Annotated in this window: 20 protein-coding genes; 12 read left to right on the top strand and 8 right to left on the bottom strand. The window is 58.8% G+C overall.

Annotated features, from left to right (window positions below):
* Positions 1-33: 33 nt before the first annotated feature.
* A complete protein-coding gene (locus M0D69_RS32790) occupies positions 34-1,197 on the bottom strand; it encodes a porin (RefSeq protein ID WP_301785997.1) in 1,164 nt (387 codons plus the stop codon).
* A 221-nt stretch (positions 1,198-1,418) separates the two neighbouring features.
* Here M0D69_RS32790 and M0D69_RS32795 point away from each other — a divergent pair, with 221 nt between their 5' ends.
* Entirely contained in the window at positions 1,419-1,841 is a 423-nt protein-coding gene (locus M0D69_RS32795) for a GNAT family N-acetyltransferase (RefSeq protein ID WP_301785998.1), read from the top strand.
* Positions 1,842-1,859: 18 nt separating this feature from the next.
* Here M0D69_RS32795 and M0D69_RS32800 read toward each other — a convergent pair whose 3' ends face one another.
* Positions 1,860-2,171, bottom strand: coding sequence for a hypothetical protein (locus M0D69_RS32800; protein ID WP_301785999.1), 312 nt, complete (start codon positions 2,169-2,171; stop codon positions 1,860-1,862).
* Between the two features lie 111 nt (positions 2,172-2,282).
* On the opposite strand from M0D69_RS32800, the gene M0D69_RS32805 reads away from it, so the two are divergent.
* The gene (locus tag M0D69_RS32805) at positions 2,283-2,702 is read left to right on the top strand and encodes a MarR family winged helix-turn-helix transcriptional regulator (RefSeq protein WP_301786000.1); all 420 of its coding nucleotides are present in this window, start codon (positions 2,283-2,285) and stop codon (positions 2,700-2,702) included.
* 127 nt (positions 2,703-2,829) lie between these two features.
* On the opposite strand, the gene M0D69_RS32810 is transcribed toward M0D69_RS32805, so the two are convergent.
* The 3 genes from M0D69_RS32810 to M0D69_RS32820 all read right to left on the bottom strand — a co-directional run bounded on the left by M0D69_RS32810 (position 2,830) and on the right by M0D69_RS32820 (position 6,659).
* Positions 2,830-3,957, bottom strand: coding sequence for a substrate-binding domain-containing protein (locus tag M0D69_RS32810; protein ID WP_301786001.1), 1,128 nt, complete (start codon positions 3,955-3,957; stop codon positions 2,830-2,832).
* 78 nt (positions 3,958-4,035) lie between these two features.
* The gene (locus tag M0D69_RS32815; protein WP_301786002.1) at positions 4,036-5,037 is read right to left on the bottom strand and encodes an ABC transporter permease; all 1,002 of its coding nucleotides are present in this window, start codon (positions 5,035-5,037) and stop codon (positions 4,036-4,038) included.
* On the bottom strand, positions 5,034-6,659 hold the full coding sequence (locus M0D69_RS32820; protein WP_367619790.1) for a sugar ABC transporter ATP-binding protein: 1,626 nt from the start codon (positions 6,657-6,659) through the stop codon (positions 5,034-5,036). The genes M0D69_RS32815 and M0D69_RS32820 overlap by 4 nt, the downstream gene beginning before the upstream one ends.
* A gap of 270 nt (positions 6,660-6,929) precedes the next feature.
* Between M0D69_RS32820 and M0D69_RS32825 the strand changes: the two genes are divergently transcribed.
* Entirely contained in the window at positions 6,930-7,778 is an 849-nt protein-coding gene (locus tag M0D69_RS32825; protein WP_301786004.1) for an AraC family transcriptional regulator, read from the top strand.
* Positions 7,779-7,843: 65 nt separating this feature from the next.
* Positions 7,844-8,644, top strand: a complete 801-nt coding sequence (locus M0D69_RS32830; protein WP_301786005.1) for a class I SAM-dependent methyltransferase — start codon at positions 7,844-7,846, stop codon at positions 8,642-8,644.
* Between the two features lie 22 nt (positions 8,645-8,666).
* Here the strand turns inward: M0D69_RS32830 and M0D69_RS32835 are convergent, their stop codons facing one another.
* Positions 8,667-9,986 carry an Nramp family divalent metal transporter gene (locus tag M0D69_RS32835; protein WP_301786006.1) on the bottom strand — a complete coding sequence of 440 codons (1,320 nt, stop codon included), beginning with the start codon at positions 9,984-9,986 and terminating at the stop codon, positions 8,667-8,669.
* A gap of 175 nt (positions 9,987-10,161) precedes the next feature.
* On the opposite strand from M0D69_RS32835, the gene M0D69_RS32840 reads away from it, so the two are divergent.
* Positions 10,162-11,169 carry a beta-propeller fold lactonase family protein gene (locus tag M0D69_RS32840; protein ID WP_301786007.1) on the top strand — a complete coding sequence of 336 codons (1,008 nt, stop codon included), beginning with the start codon at positions 10,162-10,164 and terminating at the stop codon, positions 11,167-11,169.
* 56 nt (positions 11,170-11,225) lie between these two features.
* Entirely contained in the window at positions 11,226-12,215 is a 990-nt protein-coding gene (locus M0D69_RS32845; RefSeq protein WP_301786008.1) for a sterol desaturase family protein, read from the top strand.
* Between the two features lie 85 nt (positions 12,216-12,300).
* Here M0D69_RS32845 and M0D69_RS32850 read toward each other — a convergent pair whose 3' ends face one another.
* On the bottom strand, positions 12,301-12,678 hold the full coding sequence (locus M0D69_RS32850) for a type II toxin-antitoxin system VapC family toxin (protein ID WP_301786009.1): 378 nt from the start codon (positions 12,676-12,678) through the stop codon (positions 12,301-12,303).
* Positions 12,678-12,914, bottom strand: coding sequence for a type II toxin-antitoxin system Phd/YefM family antitoxin (locus M0D69_RS32855; protein ID WP_301786010.1), 237 nt, complete (start codon positions 12,912-12,914; stop codon positions 12,678-12,680). The genes M0D69_RS32850 and M0D69_RS32855 overlap by 1 nt, the downstream gene beginning before the upstream one ends.
* A gap of 427 nt (positions 12,915-13,341) precedes the next feature.
* On the opposite strand from M0D69_RS32855, the gene kdpF reads away from it, so the two are divergent.
* The 6 genes from kdpF (at position 13,342) to kdpE (ending at position 21,586) form a co-directional block, all read left to right on the top strand.
* Positions 13,342-13,437 (top strand): K(+)-transporting ATPase subunit F, encoded by a 96-nt coding sequence (gene kdpF / locus M0D69_RS32865; protein ID WP_063779061.1) that lies wholly within the window; start codon positions 13,342-13,344, stop codon positions 13,435-13,437.
* Positions 13,434-15,242: a potassium-transporting ATPase subunit KdpA gene (gene kdpA, locus M0D69_RS32870; RefSeq protein WP_301786012.1), complete on the top strand. Its 1,809-nt coding sequence runs from the start codon at positions 13,434-13,436 to the stop codon at positions 15,240-15,242. The genes kdpF and kdpA overlap by 4 nt, the downstream gene beginning before the upstream one ends.
* A gap of 120 nt (positions 15,243-15,362) precedes the next feature.
* Entirely contained in the window at positions 15,363-17,420 is a 2,058-nt protein-coding gene (gene kdpB / locus M0D69_RS32875) for a potassium-transporting ATPase subunit KdpB (RefSeq protein ID WP_301786016.1), read from the top strand.
* Between the two features lie 97 nt (positions 17,421-17,517).
* A complete protein-coding gene (gene kdpC, locus M0D69_RS32880) occupies positions 17,518-18,099 on the top strand; it encodes a potassium-transporting ATPase subunit KdpC (protein ID WP_301786013.1) in 582 nt (193 codons plus the stop codon).
* Positions 18,099-20,891, top strand: a complete 2,793-nt coding sequence (locus tag M0D69_RS32885; RefSeq protein ID WP_301786014.1) for a sensor histidine kinase KdpD — start codon at positions 18,099-18,101, stop codon at positions 20,889-20,891. The genes kdpC and M0D69_RS32885 overlap by 1 nt, the downstream gene beginning before the upstream one ends.
* Positions 20,888-21,586: a two-component system response regulator KdpE gene (kdpE, locus tag M0D69_RS32890; protein WP_301786015.1), complete on the top strand. Its 699-nt coding sequence runs from the start codon at positions 20,888-20,890 to the stop codon at positions 21,584-21,586. Before M0D69_RS32885 ends, kdpE begins: the two co-directional genes overlap by 4 nt.
* Positions 21,587-21,771: the final 185 nt, after the last annotated feature.

Consider the following 21,771-nt stretch of genomic DNA (forward strand, 5'->3'; position numbering starts at 1 on the left):
CTGCCTGTGCAACAACCCAACTACCCGTGCCTTTTAAAACTGATGGCGGATACCCACGGTCACGGCGAGCTGGCTTCCAGTCGATGAGGGCGACAGCGTGTTGATGGTGGCCTCGCTTAACACGGTCCCCGCTTGAGCGCCGGAAACATGTTGATAGACGCCTTCAACATAGAAGTCCGTGCGTTTGCTCAGAGCGTAGTCGGTTTGCAAGGTGCCTTCGTGCCACCTTGGTGACGACCCGGATGCTCCGCTGTTGTACGACCCATCGGTGAACGTATAGGCTGCTGCGAGGCTGAGCGCGGGTGTCAACGCATAGCGGGCGTTGACTTCATAGTTGTCGAGCCGCAACTGGCCGGCCAACGGGACATTTCCTGAGCTCCCCGCAAATACGCTGGCCATGTTGTCGATCTGCGAATGGGTCCACAACAAGCCAACCGTGGCCGGGCCAAAGACGTAGTTGCCGCCGACACCCCAGGTACGCTGGCGCGTGGCGACGAAGTCGGCGCTGCCGTCGCCGAGTGCCACTGCGCCGTTTGGATTGGTTGCCTGGATACCGCCTCCAGCGTTGTTCAACTGAAGATACGCCGCTGCAACGTTCAGCGGACCCGCCGAATACGAAGTGCCGAACCCGTACGCCCGGTTGTCTGAGAATCCATTGGCTTTGTTGCTGAACGCGTATGCGCCTCCGAAAGTAAAGCCGGCATACGACACACTCGTGTACTTGACCGCATTGTTAAGACTCATGGAGTCAGCGGCCAGGTTATCGTTGTTGAACGGGTGTGCGGACAGGTTGCCGCCGTAGCCGCTGCCTGTAGCCGACAAAGGTCCGAGGTAGTCATTGACCGGATCGAATTGACGGCCCAGCAGCAGCGTGCCGAACTTGTCGCTTTGTATGCCGACATATGCCTGCTCTCCGAATGCATCGCCGGAATTGAACGATGTACCGTTATTCAGGTTGAACCCATTTTCGAGTTTGAAAATGGCATGCAGACCTCCGCCCAGGTCCTCCGAGCCCTTCAACCCGTACACGGTATTTTCGGTTGCGGCACTGGTTTCCTGCCAGGCGCTATGACCGCCTTGATTATTGCTATAGATGAGGCCGGTATCGGTAACGCCATAGAGCGTGACGCTGCTTTGGGCGTGAGCGGAAACAATGGACGCGCACGACAAGGCAGCGACCACGAGGGACTTTTTCATTTCTAAAACTCCGGGATATTGCAAGGGCCAAAAAACATCTCATTACTTTCAGGCGTCGCGATCTGCCTGAGCATTCGATGCCGACGGCCTGAACCGCGACTCGGGCAAATGCTATTTGAGTGCGCGTAAACTAGGTGTTAAAAGAAGCGTCGGCGGTGTCAGTAAAATCTATAGTCGCGTGTTTGCTTGACGTTTAACAATAGCTCTTTGCAGGATGGAAAATGGGCGTAGAGATTCGAGAAATGGTGCTGGCTGACTATGAAGCTGTAGTTGCGCTCTGGCGGAGTACACCGGGTGTCGATATTCGGCCCGTCACCGACAGCCGGGACGGGATCGAACGGTTACTTGCCAGAAATCCGGGCCTGAGCGTCGTCGCTTTTGATGACGGCAACCTGGTTGGCTGCGCTCTGGCAAGCCACGATGGACGCCGTGGATTCCTTCAGCATGTCGTGGTTGCGCCCGCTTCGCGTGGTCAAGGGCTCGCCCGGGCGATGATCGACAGGTGTCTCGAGGGCCTGCGGGAGCATCAACTGGGATGGGTACATCTCGATGTTGTCGTCGATAACGAGGCCGGTATGACCTTTTGGCAAAAGGCGGGCTGGCATCCGGTTGATACGCTGACCCGACTCTCGCGCGCGCTCTAGGTATTTCGCCGGCCAGTCTCAAGAAGCCTCCGACCGTTCCTTGCGCAAGAAAACAATGACCGAAACGAGGGTCAAGACCGCCAGCACCAGCGGCCCGATCGTCTTGCCAGCATCGCGCGACATCCATCCGACAATCGCGTCGCATGCCTGTACCGACGCCAACAGCAAGCCTAGCACCACGATACCGCCATAGGAGCGCGTAGCCGTCGCGGCCAGCGCTGCCAGGGCGAGCGGCACACTGCGCGCAACGCCGTACATGGCGGCGGTCTTCATTAACGGTTCGCCGATGAGCATTGCCACCGAAAAGGCAGCGCTGGTCAGTGCGTTCAAGCAGGTAATCGAAGCACATACGTAGAAGAGGGTTTTCGTTCTCATGGGGAATAGTTCACATAGTGAATGATTTAATCAATGTACTATTCGACCATGAAACAAGCAAGTCACTTGACTAATACCGCTGGTTACATGCTCAGCAAGCTGGGGCAGGCTGCGACTGAGGAGTTCGCCGAGCGTTTGCGCCCGCTTGGGCTTCGACCGAGGCATTGTGGTTTGCTGGCGGCTATCCGCGGCATGCCGATGGCCTCTCAACTCGCGCTCGGCCAGGCGTTGAACGTGGTGCCTAGCGCGATCGTGCCGATGATTGACGATCTGGAGGCGCTCGGCGCGATCAATCGCGTGCCGGATGAAGCCGACCGTCGCCGCTATGCGATCCAGCTCACGCCGAAGGGCGCGGCGTTGCTGCAGCAGGCCATGGCGATCGCACTGAAACTCGACGATGTAATACTCGCTTCGCTGGAAAAGGACGAGCGGGATACGCTGCGCAGGCTACTGGATAAGTTGTCATCGCGCTCACCGCAAGGGTGAGCGCGAGCGTTCAGACACACTTGATTTCCGGGCATCGTCCCGGAACAAACCGAACGTCGCTCCGGGATTGCGGACAAGCGAAGCACGGTGCCACCAATCGCTCTCCGTACCTCGCTCAAGCTTCACATCAGCCGCAAGCCGGCTTCGCTTTCTTGCATGCGTCCGCAAGCTGGGCTGGAGGATCTTTCTTGAAGACGGTCTTGTACGCTTCGAGCACAGTCGACTGGACGACGGGCAGAGACTGCACGCCGATCCAGGCCGGCGGCGTCTGTCCGATCAGCGCCTTCATCATGGCCATCGCCTCGGCAACACCCTGATCGTAGGGACGCTGCGAACCGGTCGCCTTGAGCGGTCCTCCCTTGGCTATCTCGATCGCGGATTCGAGGCCAAGATCCACCGTCGTGACAGGAATGTTCACCCCTTGCGCCCGCATCGATGTCAGCGTGTCCAACGCCGGTTGATCCCAAACCGCGAACAAGCCCTTGACGTCCGGATTGCCCGTCAGGAAGTCGCCCGCGATTTGTCCCACTTTCGAGGGATCCGTGAAGTCGACCTGCTTGATCTTGATATCGGGCCGGTTCTTTTTCATCCAGTCATTGACCGCCTTGGTGCGCTCCTTCGTGCTGAAGTAATCCACACCGAAATTGACTAATCCAATCGTGGCGCCCTGGGGGACGCATGACGCAAGGACCTTGGCCGCGATCTGGCCATTGCCCTCGCTGTCGGCCGAGATCATCGACGCGTATTGCTCAGGATGTTTGAGGCCGGTGGGCACGTTGTCCATGAACACGAGCTTGATGCCGGCCTGCGAAACTTTCTTGTACGTCGCGGCGGTCGCGGTGCCGTCGACCGGAATGGAGATGATGCCGTCCGGATGGCGCTGAATGGTGTTCTCGATATCCGCGATCTGCTTGTCGACCTGATACTCGGCCGACGCTGTGCCGATGACCTCGACGTCATATTTTTTCAGGGTATCGGTGATGCCTTGCACCTGCAGCTGGGACCAGTCGAGGTTCATGGTCTGCATGGAAATGCCGACCTTGAATTTACCGGCTTTCACCTTGGCCATGTCGGCGGCGCTGAGTTGCACCGTGTCCACGGAAGCCGCTTTTTCGCCGTTGGGTCCTTGCCCGACAATCGACTTGGGTCCTATCGATCCTACCGGCAGCCCGGTCACGCATTGCGCGCGGGCGTCGTAAGAAGACATGGCCGCGACGCCTGCCGCTGCCATCACACTGGCTAAAACCATTTTCATGATTCTCCTCCGTTGGTTTTGATGTACCGCGTCTCCTGCCCATCGCGGAACCTTGGCCGGCGCGTGGCCGTGGTTCCGTCACTTCTTCGTAAAAGCGACCGCCGCGACAATGATCGCTCCCTTGATGACAAGCTGGAGCGAAGAACTCACGCCCAGCAAAACCAGACCGTTATTGAGTGTTCCGATAATGAGGCTGCCAAGCAGCGTGCCGAGAACGAACCCCCGGCCACCGAACAAACTGCACCCGCCAAGCGTCACGGAGGCGATCACATCGAGCTCGAGACCCTGGACGACATCGGGACGTGCTGCATGCGAGCGCGCGGAGAGGACGAGTGCAGCGAGCCCTGCAAGCATGCCGGTGAGAATGAAGGCAAGCGTCGTCACGCGCCTGATGTTGATGCCCGAATAAAGCGCTGCGGTCGGATTGCCGCCAGCTGCATAGATCTGCCGGCCGAAGACGCTGTAGTGAAGCAGCAAGATGCCGGCGATCACGGCGAGCACCGTCCATATGATCGGCACCGGTGCGCCGAGAATATCGCCCTCGCCGAAGATCGCGACGAAGGAATCATTGGTGATGATGACCGGTTTGGTCGTCGTGACCAGCAATGCCAGCCCGCGCGCAGCACTCAGGGATCCTAACGTCACCAGGAACGAGGGAATGCTCAGCCTCGTGATAATGAATCCGTTGATCGTGCCCACGAGTGCGCCCGTGCCGATGCCAGCGACGGCTCCGATGATCCAGTTGTCGCCGACATGCGCCATCGCCAGTGCGGCGGACATCCCGGACAACGCCAGCGTTGACCCCACCGACAAGTCGATCTGCCGGGCAATGATGACAAACGTCATGCCGATAGCGATGATGGAAACGAGCGCGGTCTGGCGGCCGATGTTCAGGAAGTTGTCGATCGAGAGGAACCACGGCGACGCCAGGCTGAAGACCACCAGCAGGATCACGAACGCGAAATACAGCGCATACGGCCTGTCTCCCTGCAACAGGAGTTGCACCAGTTGCCACTTGCGGCTGCGCCGCTGCTGGGCAACCTGCCCGTCAGTCGCCGGCGTCGAGACAGAGTCGTTCATGTTGCGTGCGCCCCGAAGGAAGTCCCCTTGGGGGACTCGTTGGAAGAACGGGAAAGTTGAATCAGGTGATGAAGCTCTTCGGCGTTGCCGAGATTGGCGCGATCAATGGTATTGACGATGCGGCCGTCGACCACGATCGAGACCCGGTCGCATAAGCGCAGCAGTTCATCCAGATCCGAGGAAACGATGAGGACACCTGTGCCAGCACTGGCGGCGCCCTGGACCACGCCGTAGATTTCCTCGCGCGCGCCCACGTCGACGCCAACCGTGGGTTCATCGAGCAGAAGAAGTTTTGGCCGCGGTCGATCCCACTTGGCAAAGACCACTTTCTGTTGATTTCCTCCAGACAGGAATTTGACGTAGGTGGAAGAGCCCGGCGCTTTCACGGCCAGCTTTTTCATCGCGCTTCGTGCCTGCTGCACGGCAGCCTGGCTGCGCAGCCAACCCCACCGGGAAAAATGCGGCAACCGCGGCAAGGTCAGGTTTCGCTCGATGGAGTGGTCGAGAACCAGCCCCTGCAGATGGCGGTCCTCCGGCACGAGCGCGACGCCAAGTTTGATGGCCTTGGCCGGCGTGATACGGGAGAGCGGCTGGCCGTCGATAACAATAGCGCCCATATCAACCGGTCTGAGTCCGAAGATGGTTTGCAGGATCTCGGTGCGGCCGCTGCCGATCAATCCCGCGAGTCCATGGATCTCGCCCTTGCGGACCGTAAGGTTGACATCATGGAGCCGGTCGTTACCTACTTTGGATAACGTAAGGATAGGCGCCACGGTCACGGATGCCGTCTCACATTCTCCTGCAGGCAACTCGCTCGCCGAGCCCACCGCGGTCCTTTCCCGGGCATGCAAGGCGGCGTGGCCGGGGCCAATAATTGCTGCAACCAGTTGCTTCATATCGGTTTCCGCTGTTGGAAACAAGCCGACATTCATGCCGTCACGGAACACCGTGACTCGCTGGGAAATACGAAACACCTCGTTTAACCGGTGGGTCACATAGATCACTCCCACGCCGCGATCCGTCACGGTGCGGATGGCGTCGAAGAGGATTTGTTCCTCGCCCCCGGTCAGCGCCGAGGTGGGTTCGTCGAGGATCAGGATTCGCACGTCTCCCATCAACGCTTTGCAGATCTCCGTCATCTGCCGATAAGCGAAGGGGAGAGAACCCACGGGTGTGCGTGCATCGAGCGGGATGCCATGTGCTTTAAGAAAGTCACTGACCATTGTCATGAGCTCGCGTTTCTTCACGAAACCCAAACGCGTACGCGGCTCTCGTCCCAGCATCAGGTTGGCGCCGACGGACAAGGATTCGACCAGGCTCAGATCCTGATAGACGACGGCAATACCCGCGTCGCGGGATTTTGCGGGGGAGTCGAACGCCACTCTCTTGCCGGCGATCTCGATGGACCCTTCATCGTAAGCATGAACACCGCTCAGGATCTTGATCAGCGTTGACTTCCCGGCACCATTCTCGCCCAGCAACGCGTGGACTTCTCCGGGAAGTACTTCGAGGTTGACGCCGCGAAGCGCTTGCACGCCGCCAAATCGCTTCGTGACGCCCGCAACACGGATCAATGGAACCTGAGGCGATGAAGCGGCCGCGACCGCAACCGGTTCACTCATCTCGCTTGTCTCCTTCGTCTGCATGACGAACTTCTTTTATGTATTCTGCGAATTTTTTGCTATTGATCGCAAAACGTTGTTGTGATCTTCTCATCGGCCAAATGATGAGTCAATAACATTTGTGGGCATTGCAGCCTTATTAGTGGCGTCCAGTTGTGATAATCGTATCTTATGATGTGACTATTGTTTCGTTTTTTGTGTTTCTGGTAAACCCGGCTTAACGGTGCTTCTGAACTAACTCGAGGCTCAACTTGCGATAGTCTCTGAGACATGAAGGCAACTCCAAGTCACTGCTGTCGAGTGTTTGGCTCGCCCTGGGCGGATGTCTATTGCACGGACATCGACAGTGCTCGTCACTACGGCAAACACTGGCATGCAACCTTCGGCCTCGGCCTTCTGGAAAACGGCGCGCAAAGCTCCGCTAGCGGTCAGGGGCTGGTGGAGGCTCATGCCGGCAACCTGATCACGACCAATCCCGGTGAGGTGCATGACGGCCGCCCGATTGGCGGCGCTTCGCGTCGCTGGCGCATGGTGTATCTGGAACCCGGGGTGATTGCTTCCATGCTGGGCGATCCTCTGTCTCGCACCGCTTCTGATGTAGCGCTCACGCATCCTGTTATAGAAGACCCGCGACTCGGCGCTGCGCTGCGGCAACTGTTTCGGCGCGTCGAGAACTGCGGCGCTGAGCGACAGTCGACCAGCGCCAATGTCCTCGCGTGCGAAGAGTCCCTGGTCCAGACCTGCGCGCTTCTGCTGAATGTCCATTCCACTGTTCCACCCGTTCGCGAGATTGGCGGGGACTTGAGGCAAGTTCGCGAACGGCTTGGCGATGACTTGCTTAATCCGCCGACACTAAGCGAACTGGCCGCGATGGCGGGCTTAAGCAAATATCAAGTCCTGCGCCGCTTCGAAAAGATCTATGGCGTGCCGCCGCATTCCTGGCTGTTACATCAGCGCGGCGAGCGAGCTCGAAGCCTCATTCGCGAAGGGCTAAGCCTGGCGCAAGCGGCAGCGTCGTGTGGTTACGCTGACCAAAGCCACATGACGCGGCTTTTCGTTCGTCAGTTCGGATTCACGCCCGGCGCCTGGCAGAAAACGGCCGTGCGCGCGCTGCAATAACGTTCAAGACGAGCGCCGGAGTGAACAGCGAAACTGGGCCACCCACTTGAAGGAGGTCTGGATTCATGGACGCGTATGTACACGGTTATCAATCGCACGAGAACGAGCGCCTGCAGAACCAGGCGCGAACGCTGACTGACCTGCTGCACTTCGACACGCTTTATCCTGCCGGACACACGGTGCTGGAGGCGGGATGCAGCGTCGGCGCGCAGACGGTCACGCTGGCTCAGCGTAGCCCGGATGCACGATTCACCTCGATCGATATTCGCCCGGAATCAATCGACGCAGCCCGGCAAAAAATCAATGCAGCGGGACTTACCAACGTGACGTTCCAGCAGGCCGATATATTCTCGTTGCCGTTCGATGCCGGGTCTTTCGATCACGTTTTTGTTTGCTTCGTGCTGGAGCATCTTGCGCATCCCATCGAGGCGCTTACGTTGCTCAAGCGTTTGCTCAAGCCGGGTGGAACGATCACGGTCATTGAAGGGGATCACGGATCGACGTATTTTCATCCGGACAGTCATGCTGCGCGCGCGGCCATTCAGTGCCAAATCACGTTGCAGCAGCGGGCGGGAGGCAATGCGCTTATCGGCAGGCAGTTATATCCGCTGATGACAGCGACTGGTTTCGATAAGGTTCGCGTGTCACCTCGCATGGTGTACGCGGACTCGAGCCGGCCTGATCTGGTCGATGGATTCACGAGGAAGACATTCACTGCGATGATCGAGGGCGTTCGCGCGCCAGCGATATCTTCCGGCCTGATCAAGCCGGAAGATTTCGACGACGGCATCAGGGACCTTTATCGAACCACGCAGGCAGATGGCGTGTTCTGCTATACGTTCTTTAAGGGCGTGGGGCAAAGATAAGCGGGGCGGGTAGTGCGGTGCGTCAAGCGCCCGGAAGACCCGGAATATCGACACCGAACGTCTGCAGCAACAGCACGACGTTGAGCGACAGCACTGCAACAGCCGCAAAGATGGCCGTGAATTTGATCAGCGTCCGGTTTTTGTACGAGCCCATGACGTCTGTCCTGCAGGTGAACCAGACGAGTGCTGCCATGGGAAACGGCAGCGCAAGACTCAGCACGACCTGGCTCACGACGAGCGCTTGCGTTGCGTTCATGCCGAGCCAGACCACGACGAAGCTAGGGACCATCGTGATCGCGCGGCGCAGCCATAGCGGAATGCGGAATCCGACGAACCCTTGCATGATCATTTGACCGGCCATGGTTCCCACGACCGAACTTGAAATGCCCGACGCGATCAGCGACAAGAGAAAAATGCCCGCAGCGGCAATACCAAGCAGCGGCGCAAGCGTGTGATAGGCGGTTTCGATCTCGGCCACTTCCGGATGACCTGAGTGAAAAGCGCCGGATGCCATGATCACCATCGCCATGTTGATCATGCCTGCAATAGTCAATGCAATGATCACTTCCACGTTTGAGAACGTGAGCAGCCTTTTGCGTTCGGCTTCGGTCTTGGGAGGCAGGCGGCCCTGGGTGAGCCCCGAATGAAGAAACAGCGCGTGCGGCATGACCGTCGCGCCGATAATGCCCACGGCGATGGTCACCGCTTGCGCGTCGGGCAATTCGGGTTTGAACAGATGCAGCCCGACCTGGGACCACGCGACCGGCGCAATAAAAAGCTCCGCCAGATACGACAAGCCGATAATGCCGACCAACGCGCCGATGATCAGCTCCAGCGGCCGATACCCGGCTTTCTCGAAGAACAATAAACCATAGGTTATGACCGCCGTGACGATCATGCCGATCAACAACGGCATGTGAAAAAGCAGGCTAAGCCCGATCGCGCCACCCAGGAATTCGGCCAGATCGGTGGCCATGGCCGCGACCTCGCTTACTCCCCACATCACATAAACGAGCGGTTTCGGTAAGTAATCCCGGCATAGTTCGGCCAGATTCCGTCCGGTGACGATTCCCAGTTTTGCGGAAAGTGCCTGGAATAACATTGCAATGATGTTCGCCAGCAGCACAACCCACAATAATCCATACCCGTATCTCGCGCCGGCCTGGATATTGGTCGCGAAATTACCCGGATCCATATAAGCGACGGAGACCACTACCGCCGGCCCGGCAAAGGGCAGAAGCACGGACCAGCCCGTGCGGCGGCCTTCCAGCACATCGCGCATGGCCAGAGTCGTATTGTCGGTCATCGATCGGCTAGTTTCAGCGCGGACTCGGTCATCCATTGCTTGATTCGATACGTTAGAGATAAGGTTCGTTTCGTGGCGGCGGGCTTGGCGTTCGCCACGCGGCATTACATGCAGTGTTTTGATAGCTTTCTGTCGGTTTCAAACCAGCGCGTTAAGCTATCAAAGCACAGTTTTGGCCTGTCCGGGCTTCCTCGTTGTCATTTCTTTCAATATGCTTAGCACTGCAATCAGAAACCTTTCAGTGGCAGCGGTCGTCAGCCTGCTTTTCCAACACATTGCTTTAGCAGATAATCCGGCCGCACCGAAGGTTATCGTGCTGGATTCCGGCGAGGCGCAGCTCACGTTAATCGATGAGGCAAAACGACAGGTCCTGGCTACTGAACCGACAGGTAAAGAACCCCATCACCTGATGATTACGCCGGACAGCAGTTCGCTTATTGTCGCCGACTCGGTGTCGAATGATCTGATCTTTGTCGATCCGCGTAGCGGCAAGGTACAAAAGCGGGTCGAAAACATAGAAGATCCGTATCAGCTTGGTTTTTCTCCTGACCACAAATGGTTCGTCACCGCCGGCTTGCGGCTGGACCGGGTCGATGTCTATAAATACGACGGCCAAGACCTCACGCTCGTGAAGCGTGTCCCGCTCGGGAAAACGCCTAGCCACATGACGTTTTCTTCAGATGCCAGCACGGTATTCGTCACGTTGCAGGATTCAGGTGAACTCGCCGCAATCGATCTGGCCACTCAAACGGTGAAGTGGAAGATGACGGTCGGGAACACGCCGGCCGGGCTCTGGATGACGCCGGGCGACCGGGACCTGCTGGTCGGCATGACGGGCGAAGACGACGTTGCCGTTGTCGACTGGCATAAGCAGCAAGTCATAAAACGCATTCAGACTGGCAAAGGCGCGCACAACTTCCGCAATCTGGACGACGGCAAACACATTGTCGTGACCAATCGCGTGGCCAGCACGATCAGCATCCTGGACTACACGACGCTGGAGAAGGTTGGGGATATCACGGGTTTATTGCCCGGACCCGACGACATGGAATTGTCTGCCGATCGTAAATCCCTTTGGGTGACTTTCCGGTTTGCGCGTCATGTCGGCGTCATTGATCTCGCCAGCCGCAAACTAATCGACACCATCGCGGTCGGACGTTCTCCGCATGGGATTTATGTTGCGGACCGGGCACCTGTGTATGCACCGAATCCGGATTGACATGTGCGGCGCTTTATTCCCCTCGGTTAATTTTCAGGTAGTACAAGAGGACCTCCATGATTGCTGAAATCGCCGCGCAACTCGACAACGTGGTCTCTACCTTGCAGACCCTGTTATATGTCGATGTCGTCCAGCCGATCTTCTTCAAGGTCGGCTTGATGGGGTACGACGAAGATACCTACGATGCGCTCTACTGGGTGATCATCGGGGTGCTGGAGATACTGGCCACCTTCGCGATCCTGCGCCCGCTGGAGGCGTTGCGGCCGATCGAAACATGGCAGGATAGAAAGGCGGTTCGTTCTGACGTCTTCTATACCTGGATCGCCAAGCTCGGGCTCATTAACCTTGCGTTCTTCTTTCTCCTGCAGCCCTTGTTCAATCACTGGCAGAGCCTGATTGCGATCTACGACATACCGAACATCGACGTCGACAGCATCTGGCCCGGCGTGACGGATCAACCGGTCGTGTCATTCCTGATCTATCTGGTGATCCTGGATTTCGCGGGTTACTGGTATCACCGCTGGCAACATCGCTTTGGCGTCTGGTGGGAGCTTCACGCCGTTCACCACAGCCAACAGCAGATGTCGCTCTGGGCCGACGACCGGAATCATTTTCTCGATGACATCATCCAGGCAGCATTCTTTGCGGCGCTTTCGCTTTTTATCGGCGTCCAGCCATCGCAGTTCGTGGTGCTGGTCGCGGTCAGCAATGTGCTGCAAAGCATCCAGCACGTGAACGCGCACCTGCCGGTGGTTCCGTTCCTTGATCGCCTGCTGGTGAGCCCGACGTTTCATCGGCGCCATCACGCGGTGGGTTATGGTCACGAAGGCACGCGATATGGCTGCAACTTCGGCGTCCTGTTTCCGTGGTGGGATATGTTGTTCAAGACCGCGGCGTGGAATCGTTCGATCGAGCCGACCGGCATTCGGGACCAGTTGCCCGTGCCGGAAGGTTTTGCGCGCGACTATGGATACGGCGTGTGGGCGCAGCAGTTTTACGCGTTCGGACGAATTGCACGGCGCCTTCGCCGTGCGGCTTCTGCGTGATTGGAGAATGAGGGAAGGCGGTTAGCGGACTGTGCACTAAGCATTAAGGGCAACCGTTCGATTGCCCTTAATGACGAGTTTCTCCTTAAACCGTGATGACGAGCTCGGTGTACGCCCCCAGATGACTATCGGCTGTCATTAGGCGAAGGGGTTCAGAAAGCGCCTGTGCGATCAAAAGCCGGTCGAACGGATCGCGATGAATGTCCGGCAAGTCGCTGACCAATGCGGCATGCACTGCACGAACCGGCAGTTCCTTGAAGCCGCTTGCGTCTATCTCTGCTACCAAAAGATTTACATCAGCATCCAGCTTGCCCAAGCCGACTTTAATGGATGCTTCCCAAATGCTTGCGCTGCTCACAAAAACCTCGTCGGCGTCAGTAATCAGTTTTCGCGCTTGCTTGGATAGTTTTCGGCTGTCCGTCACCGCCCACAGGTAAATGTGAGTGTCGAGGAGCAAACGCATCAACGTCCCTCAAACGCAGCGATCAGGTCTTCGGGCAAGGGCGCATCGAAGTCGTCGGCAATTTTTACCTTTCCTTTCAAACCACCGAAACGACGCGGACTCCGGTCATGCTGTATGGGCACCAGTTTGGCAGCGGGCTTGCCGGCCTTCGCAATGATGATTTCTTCGCCACCTGCCGCGGCATCGACAAGCCTGGAGAAATGAGTCTTTGCATCGTGAATGTTGACGGTTTGCATATTCGCTCCTAGTGGACTAAGTTCATGTTAGTCCACTTGTAGTCCGCTGGTCAACTGCGGCATCGCTTTACTCCCCTGCTGCGCCATCCCTCCAGTGCCTTGTCTCTCGCGGCGGCTTGTCATCCGGCCCTTTAGCGTTTCTCAGCACCGCCTCACGCTCGGATAAGTCCATCCACCGGTCATAACCCGCACCCACCCCCTGGCGCCAAACTCTCCCTCCGCGTGTTTACACTTTTTTTATACCCCCGCTCGTTCTCTTTTCCGGCCGTTTACGCGCGATCAACTAACCTTCAGCACGTCCAAATCCGCTACGGGAGATCAAAACAATGGACCTGCTATATATCGCCGGCATCATCGCCTTCTGGGCAGTGACTGCGGCCCTCGCCATCGGTTGCGACAAGTTGCGTCGCGCTCCGGGAGGTCGTCCATGACCACCTGGATGATGATCCTGGCAGGTGCTTCGACACTGCTGTTATTCGTGTACCTCGTGTACGCACTACTGCGTGCGGAGGATCTGGAATGAACGCCAATACACTGTTTCAAACGGGCCTGTATATCGTCGTGCTGATCGCGCTTGCGATTCCGCTCGGCCGGTATATGACGTCCGTACTCGACGGCTCGTCTGTAGTCGTCCGACGCATCGGCCGCCCGGTCGAAGTGCTGTTGTACAAACTCGCCGGCGTCGACGACAAGTCGGAAATGTCGTGGAAGCACTACGCATTTGCCGTGCTCGCCTTCAATGCGCTCGGCGTGCTGGTCGTCTTCGGATTCATGCGCCTGCAGCAGTGGTTGCCGTCCAACCCGCAAAGCTTTGGTCCGATGACCCCGGACGCCGCGTTCAACACGGCAGTCAGCTTCGTGACCAACACGAACTGGCAAGACTACACGCCGGAGGCGACTGCTAGCTACCTGTCGCAGATGGTTGGCCTGACCGTGCAGAACTTCTTCTCTGCCGCGACCGGTATTGCCGTTGTTGTTGCGCTGATTCGCGGTTTCGCGCGTCATACCGCTGCGACCATCGGTAACTTCTGGGTCGACCTGACTCGCATCACGCTGTACATCCTTGCGCCGATCGCCACGGTTATCGCGCTGGTGTTCGTGAGCCAAGGCGTGATCCAGAACTTCGAGGCTTACCAGGACGTTTCGACAGTGCAGACGACGGTCTACCAGACGCCGAAGACGGATGCGCAGGGCAATCCGGTCAAGGATGCCAAGGGCAATCCGGTGATGGTGGACAACAAGGCCGACAAGCAGACGATCGCGATGGGCCCGGTTGCTTCGCAAGAAGCGATCAAGATGCTCGGCACGAATGGCGGTGGCTTCTTCAACGCCAACTCCGCGCATCCGTTCGAAAACCCGACGCCGTTCTCCAACTTCGTCCAGATGATTGCAATGCTCGTCATTCCGGCAGCGTTGTGTGTCGTGTTCGGGCGCATGGTGGGCGATAAACGGCAGGGCTACGCGATCCTCGCGGCGATGACCATTGCCTTTTCCATTGCGTGCTGGGGCGAGATTTCGTTCGAGCAGGCCGGCAATCCGCTGTTCACCTCGCTGCATGTCGACCAGAGCGCGTCCGCCATGCAGGCAGGCGGCAACGCCGAGGGTAAGGAAGTGCGCTTCGGTATTGTGCAGTCGGGCATCTTCACGGTTGCGACCACGGCTGCATCGTGCGGCGCTGTGAACAACGCGCACGACTCGCTGACGCCAATGGGCGGCTTCGTACCGCTCTTGTTGATCCAGCTCGGCGAAGTGATTTTCGGCGGCGTGGGTTCGGGCTTATACGGGATGCTGGTCTTCGCCATGCTCGCGGTGTTCGTTGCCGGCCTGATGATCGGCCGTACGCCTGAATACATCGGCAAGAAGATCGAATCGTACGAGATGAAGATGGTGGCGATCGTGGTGTTGCTGACGCCGTTCCTGGTGCTGCTCGGTGCGTCGATTGGCGTGCTGACGACAGCGGGTCAAGCGGGCATAGCGAACCCCGGGCCGCATGGATTCTCCGAGATTCTCTACGCCTATAGTTCCGCTGCGAACAACAACGGCAGCGCCTTCGCTGGCCTCACGGTAAGCACGCCGTTCTACAACATCTCGACCGGCATTGCCATGTGGTTCGGCCGCTTTGGTTCGATCATCCCGGTGCTGGCCATTGCCGGGGCGCTCGCTGCTAAAAAGCGTATTGCCACTACGGCCGGCAGCTTGCCGACCCATGGTCCGCTGTTCGTCGTGTTGTTGCTCGGCACAGTCGTGCTGGTCGGTGCATTGACCTACGTACCCGCGCTTGCGCTGGGCCCTGTGGTCGAGCATCTGATGATGCTCTCGGGCAAATAAGCGGTCATTGATACAGAGGAAAGTATGAACACAATTGTCAAACCGCCAGTGAAAACGCCGAACAAGGCACCGGAGAAAAATCCGGAGCCGAGTAGCCATTCACGCTCGGCAGCTCGTTCGATGTTCGACCCGGTGATCGTGATGCCGGCGATTGCGGACTCGTTCAGGAAACTGGACCCGCGTACGCAGTTGCGCAACCCGGTGATGTTTTGCGTCTACATCGGCAGCATCCTGACCACGGTGTTGTGGGTCGCGGCGCTCTCGGGGCAGGCTGAGGCGCCGGCAGGCTTTATTCTCGCGGTCTCGCTGTGGCTGTGGTTCACGGTCCTGTTTGCGAACTTCGCCGAAGCACTTGCCGAAGGACGCTCCAAAGCCCAGGCCGCGTCGCTGCGCAGCGCCAAGCGCGATGTGATGGCAAAGAAGCTGGACGCGCCGAATCCGAAGGGGTCGATCCGCATCACGACTGCAACCGAGCTGCGCAAGGGCGATATCGTCCTCGTGGAAACGGGCGACGTGATTCCGGCCGACGGTGAAGTGGTCGACGGTGTTGCTTCAGTCGACGAGTCGGCGATCACGGGTGAATCAGCGCCGGTGATCCGCGAATCGGGCGGCGACTTTACGGCGGTGACGGGTGGTACCCGTGTACTGTCGGACTGGATCGTCGTGCGTGTGACGGTCAATCCGGGCGAGGCGTTTCTCGACCGCATGATCGCGATGGTCGAAGGCGCCAAGCGTCAAAAGACGCCTAACGAAATCGCCCTGACGATCTTGCTGGTTGCGCTCAGCCTGGTGCTGTTGTTTGCTACCGCATCGCTGCTGCCGTTCTCGATCTTCTCGGTTGGCGCAATGAAGGCCGGTCACGTGGTGACAATCACCGCGCTGGCCGCCCTGCTGGTCTGCCTGATCCCGACCACGATTGGCGGTCTGTTGTCTGCCATCGGTGTGGCCGGCATGAGCCGCATGATGCAGGCGAACGTGATTGCGACCTCAGGCCGCGCAGTTGAAGCAGCGGGTGACGTCGACGTGCTGTTGCTCGACAAGACCGGCACGATCACGCTGGGTAACCGTCAGGCATCGAGCTTCGTGCCGGCTCCGGGTCTCTCGGAGCAGGACCTGGCCGACGCGGCGCAGCTTGCATCGCTGGCCGACGAAACGCCTGAAGGCCGCAGTATTGTTGTGCTCGCCAAGCAGCGTTTCAACATTCGCCAACGCGAGATGGCTACGCTTCACGCGACGTTCCTGAACTTCACCGCACAAACACGCATGAGCGGCGTCGACTTGCCGGATCGTGAGATTCGCAAGGGTGCAGCCGATGCGGTCAAGATGTACGTTGAACGCAATGGCGGCCGTTATCCGCAGGAAGTATCGAATGCGGTCGATGAAATCGCGCGTCGAGGCAGCACGCCGCTCGTGGTGGCCGACAGGCGCGAAGAAGGTGCGCGTGTCCTGGGTGTGATCGAGCTGAAGGACATCGTCAAGGGCGGCATCAAGGAGCGTTTTGCCGAGTTGCGCAAGATGGGTATCAAGACCGTGATGGTGACGGGCGATAACCGCTTGACCGCTGCAGCGATTGCAGCCGAAGCGGGCGTCGACGACTTCCTTGCGGAAGCGACGCCGGAAGCGAAGCTTGCCACCATCCGCGGTTATCAGGCTGAAGGGCGGCTGGTCGCGATGACCGGCGACGGCACTAACGACGCACCGGCGCTTGCGCAGGCCGACGTTGCCGTGGCAATGAACACCGGCACGCAGGCGGCGAAGGAAGCCGGCAACATGGTCGACCTCGATTCGAATCCGACCAAGCTGATCGAGATTGTGGAGATCGGCAAGCAGATGCTGATGACGCGCGGTTCGTTGACGACGTTCTCGATCGCCAACGACGTGGCCAAGTACTTCGCCATTATTCCGGCCGCGTTTGCATCGACGTATCCGCAATTGCGCGTGCTCGACGTCATGCATCTGACTTCGCCGTCGTCCGCCATCTTGTCCGCTGTGATCTTTAACGCGCTGATCATCGTCGTGCTGATTCCGCTGGCGTTGAAGGGCGTGAAATACCGGCCGCTGGGTGCGGCTTCGCTCCTGCGCCGCAATCTGCTGGTGTATGGCCTCGGCGGTATCTTGCTGCCGTTCCCGTTCATCAAGCTCATTGACATGATTCTGACTGCGTTTGGCTGGGCCTGATCCGAGCAGGGCTTTGGCCGGGTAGTGCGCAAGCTTTATATACCCGGCCTCTTTTCTGCTCAATGGTCCTCGTTTCAATTTACCAAGGTTAATAGTCATGAAAAACATCCTTCGTCCTTTGCTCGTGTTGTTCGCGGCATTGACCGTGATGACCGGGGTCGTGTATCCAGTCGTGGTCACCGCGGTCTCGCATGCTGCTTTCGCCAGCCAGGCAAACGGCAGCCTGATCGAGAAAAACGGCAAGCCGGTCGGCTCGGAACTGCTGGGTCAGCAATTCGATGCGCCGGGTTATTTCTGGGGCCGCTTGTCCGCCACGTCGCCGAACCCTTATAACCCCCAAGGCTCGAGCGCTTCGAACCTCGGCCCGACGAATCCGGCGCTTGCGGATGAAGTGAAAGGACGCATCAGTGCGCTGCACGATGCCGACCCGACGAATACAGCGCCGATCCCGGTCGACCTCGTGACGTCGTCGGGCAGCGGTCTCGATCCTGAGATCAGTCCTGCCGCGGCTGCCTATCAGATCGACCGCGTCGCGAAGGCACGCAAGCTGTCGCATAACGACGTCGATGCGCTGGTTCAACGCGCAACGAGCGGGCGCCAGTTCGGCATCCTTGGCGAAGCGCGCGTGAACGTGCTGAAGCTGAACCTCGCGCTTGACGACCTGAAGCCCGCTAGCTGATGGACCGTCCCGATCCCGATGAACTGCTCGACAAGATCCAGCGCGACGAAGAGAAAAAGCAGCGTGGCAAGTTGAAGATTTTCTTCGGTGCATCGGCTGGTGTCGGGAAGACCTATGCCATGTTGCAAGCCGGGCATCGGCGACGGGACGACGGTGTCGACACCGTCGTCGGTATCGTCGAGACGCATGGCCGCAAGGAGACGTTGGCACTGGTCGAAGGGCTGAATGCGATACCGTTGATGCACTACGAGTACCGTGGCCGGCAACTGCCCGAATTCGACCTCGACGCTGCGCTTGCGCGCAAACCGCAACTGATACTCGTCGACGAACTGGCGCATTCGAACGTGCAAGGCGCTCGTCACCTGAAACGGTGGCAGGACGTGTACGAATTGCTCGACGCGGGCATTGACGTGTACACCACGGTCAACGTCCAGCATCTGGAGAGCCTTAACGATATCGTCGGACAGATCACGGGTATCCGCGTATGGGAAACCGTGCCGGACCGCGTGTTCGATCTCGCCGATGAAGTCACGCTCGTCGACTTGCCAGCCGAAGAGTTGCTTGACCGGTTGAGGGATGGAAAGGTTTACATGCCGCAGCAAGCGGCAAACGCGGTAAAGAATTTTTTTCGCAAGGGCAACCTGATTGCCTTGCGCGAACTGGCGCTGCGTCGAACGGCTGACCGCGTGGACGCGCAGATGCGCGAGTATCGCGCTGATCAGTCGATCAGCCGGATCTGGCAGGCACGTGAGCGGCTTATTGCATGCATTGGCCCGGGTCCTGAAAGCGCCACGCTGGTTCGCTCGGCCGCGCGTCTGGCTGCGAGCCTCAAGGCGGACTGGCTGGCGGTATATGTTGAAACACCCAAGCTGCAGCGGTTGCCTGATGCATGGCGCAAACGCACGCTGGACGCACTCAAGCTGGCGTCCGAGCTGGGCGCGGAAACCGTGACCCTCGATGGCGCCGACGCGGCTGCCACGCTGGTCGCGTACGCACGCATGCGCAATGTATCGAAGATCGTTGCGGGCGCGTCCGATGCACCTGGCTGGCGTCGTTTGCTTGACCAGCCTGTTGCCGAAGCGCTGGTGCAGTATGCGCACGATATCGATGTGACGCTGGTGGGCGTGAAGGCGGCAAAGGAAGCGCGCGAGCGCCACGCAAGCATTCCGATGTTCGCCGGGGTCCGCAATGAAACGCGATCCTCACCCAACGCATACATTTTTGCGGCCGCTATTGGCGTTGCGATTACCGCGCTAGCGGGCCTGCTGTCCCGCCATATCGACCTCACGAACCTTGTGATGTTGTATTTGCTGGGCGTCGTCTTTGCCGCGGTTCGACTTGGACGGGGCCCTGGTGTACTACTTTCATTCCTGAGCGTCGCGGCGTTTGATTTCTTCTTCGTTCCACCGCAATTCTCGTTTTCGGTCTCGGACACGCAGTACCTTCTGACCTTCTTTGTCATGCTGTTGACGTCTTTGACGATCAGTCATCTGACTTCGAATCTTCGGCGTCAGGCGCGGGTAGCCTCGCTACGCGAGCGGCGCACGGGCGCCATGTACGCCATGACTCGTGAACTGGGCGGCGCATTGATGACCGAGCAGATCATTGAAATAGGGACGCGGCACGTGGGGGAAATCTTCCAGGCCAAGGTCGCCATCCTGCTTCCCGACAGCTCGGAAAAGGTCCGGCAGAAAGTTGACGATCCGAATCCGCAGGTCACGCTCGACGCGGCCGATCTCGACTTCGACATCGCGCAATGGGTGTACGACCAGCAGAAGCCCGCAGGGCGCGGAACGGACACACTGCCGGCCAGCAATGCGCTGTATCTGCCGCTCAAGGCGCCGATGCGTACACGCGGTGTCCTCGCGCTCATCACCGGCAATGCCGCCGAGCTTGCGGTACCGGAACAGCAGCGCATGATCGATACGTTTGCTTCGCAGATCGCGCTTGCGCTTGAACGTGTCCACTACGTTGAAATTGCGCAGGATGCGTTGGTCAACATGGAGTCGGAGCGCATGCGCAACTCGCTGCTCTCGGCGATCTCGCACGACTTGCGCACGCCGCTGACCTCGATTGTCGGATTCGCGTCGGTGCTGGAGGAGCAGCAGCGTCTTCCTAACGGGTCTGCGGACAGTGCGCGCGAGTTGGTTCACGCGATCCACGAGGAAGCGCTGCGCATGAGCGGGCTCGTGACGAATCTGCTCGACATGGCCCGGCTTCAGGCGGGGAGCATTCGTCTGAACCGGCAGTGGCTGATGCTGGAGGAAGTGGTCGGCGCGGCTCTGGCCGTGTGTCGCCGTACGCTCGCCGGGCGCCCAGTGCAGGTTCGTGTTCCGCCCGACCTTCCGCTGATACAACTTGACGCCGTACTGATGGAGCGGTTGCTCGCCAACTTGTTCGAGAACGCAGCGAAATACACGCCGCGAGACTCGGCGCTGTCAATCCATGCAGCTGTCGAACAGCAAGCCGGCGAACGTTATGTCCGGGTCTGCGTGGACGACAACGGGCCGGGTCTGGCTTCGGGAATACAACAAACGCTCTTCGATAAATTCACGCGTGGCGAGAAGGAATCTGCGAAGCCCGGGATCGGCTTGGGCCTCGCAATCTGCCGGGCGATTGTAGAGGCGCATGGTGGAAAGATTGGTGCGGAGAATAGGGAGGATAGCGAAGGAAAAGTTCTGGGTGCGAGGTTTTGGTTTACGCTGCCGGCCAATCAGACGCCGTATTTCGAGGTGCTTCCCGAGGAGAGCGGCGAGGGGCCCGACGCTGCCGCGGAGTCGGATATTCCATGAGCGAGCCTACTTTGACTGTTGTTGTCATTGAGGACGACAAGCAGATTCGCCGTTTCGTACGGAGCACGCTGGAAGCGCAGGGCATGACCGTGTTCGAGGCGGAAACCGGGCAACAGGGCTTGCGTGAAGCTGCTTTTCGTTTGCCTGATCTCATTGTCGTCGACCTTGGCTTGCCGGACACCGACGGTATCGATGTCATTCGTGAACTGCGTACCTGGACTGAGCAACCGGTGATCGTGCTCTCCGCGCGCACCCACGAAGACGCCAAGGTTGCGGCGCTGGATGCGGGCGCGGACGACTATCTCACCAAGCCTTTCGGTGTGTCGGAGTTGCTCGCGCGAATTCGCGCGCAACTCCGACGGCGTAATCGTGGCGGGCAACAGGAGACGCCGTTGGTACGGTTCGGCACTGTCTCGGTTGATCTGTCGGAGAGGCGCGTGACGCGTGATGGGACGGCGATTCATCTCACGCCGATTGAGTATCGGCTGCTGACTACGCTGGTGCGTCATGCCGGACGAGTTATTACGCATCAGCAATTGCTGCGTGAAGTGTGGGGGCCGGCTTATGTTGAGAACCAGCATTATTTGCGCGTCTATATGGGGCACCTTCGCCACAAGCTCGAGCTTGATCCGACACAGCCGGTTCATATCGTTACGGAGACTGGGGTGGGTTACAGGCTCGTAGGAGCGCAATAGTTTTTCGTTCGCACTCGGTCGGGGGGAGGCTGGGTTGGTGCTTCTCAGGCTTGCGGTTGGTTTAAGTTAGTTATTCTCTTTATCGCTATTAGCCACTGTGCGTGGCGGCACCTCATTTCTTTTTCCGACGCGGCGAAAAAGAAACAGAAGCAAAGAAAACGCCTCCCAACAATCAGCAAGTTAGT

Origin of the sequence: Caballeronia sp. SEWSISQ10-4 2, assembly GCF_030464885.1 — a bacterium.
GTDB lineage: Bacteria > Pseudomonadota > Gammaproteobacteria > Burkholderiales > Burkholderiaceae > Caballeronia.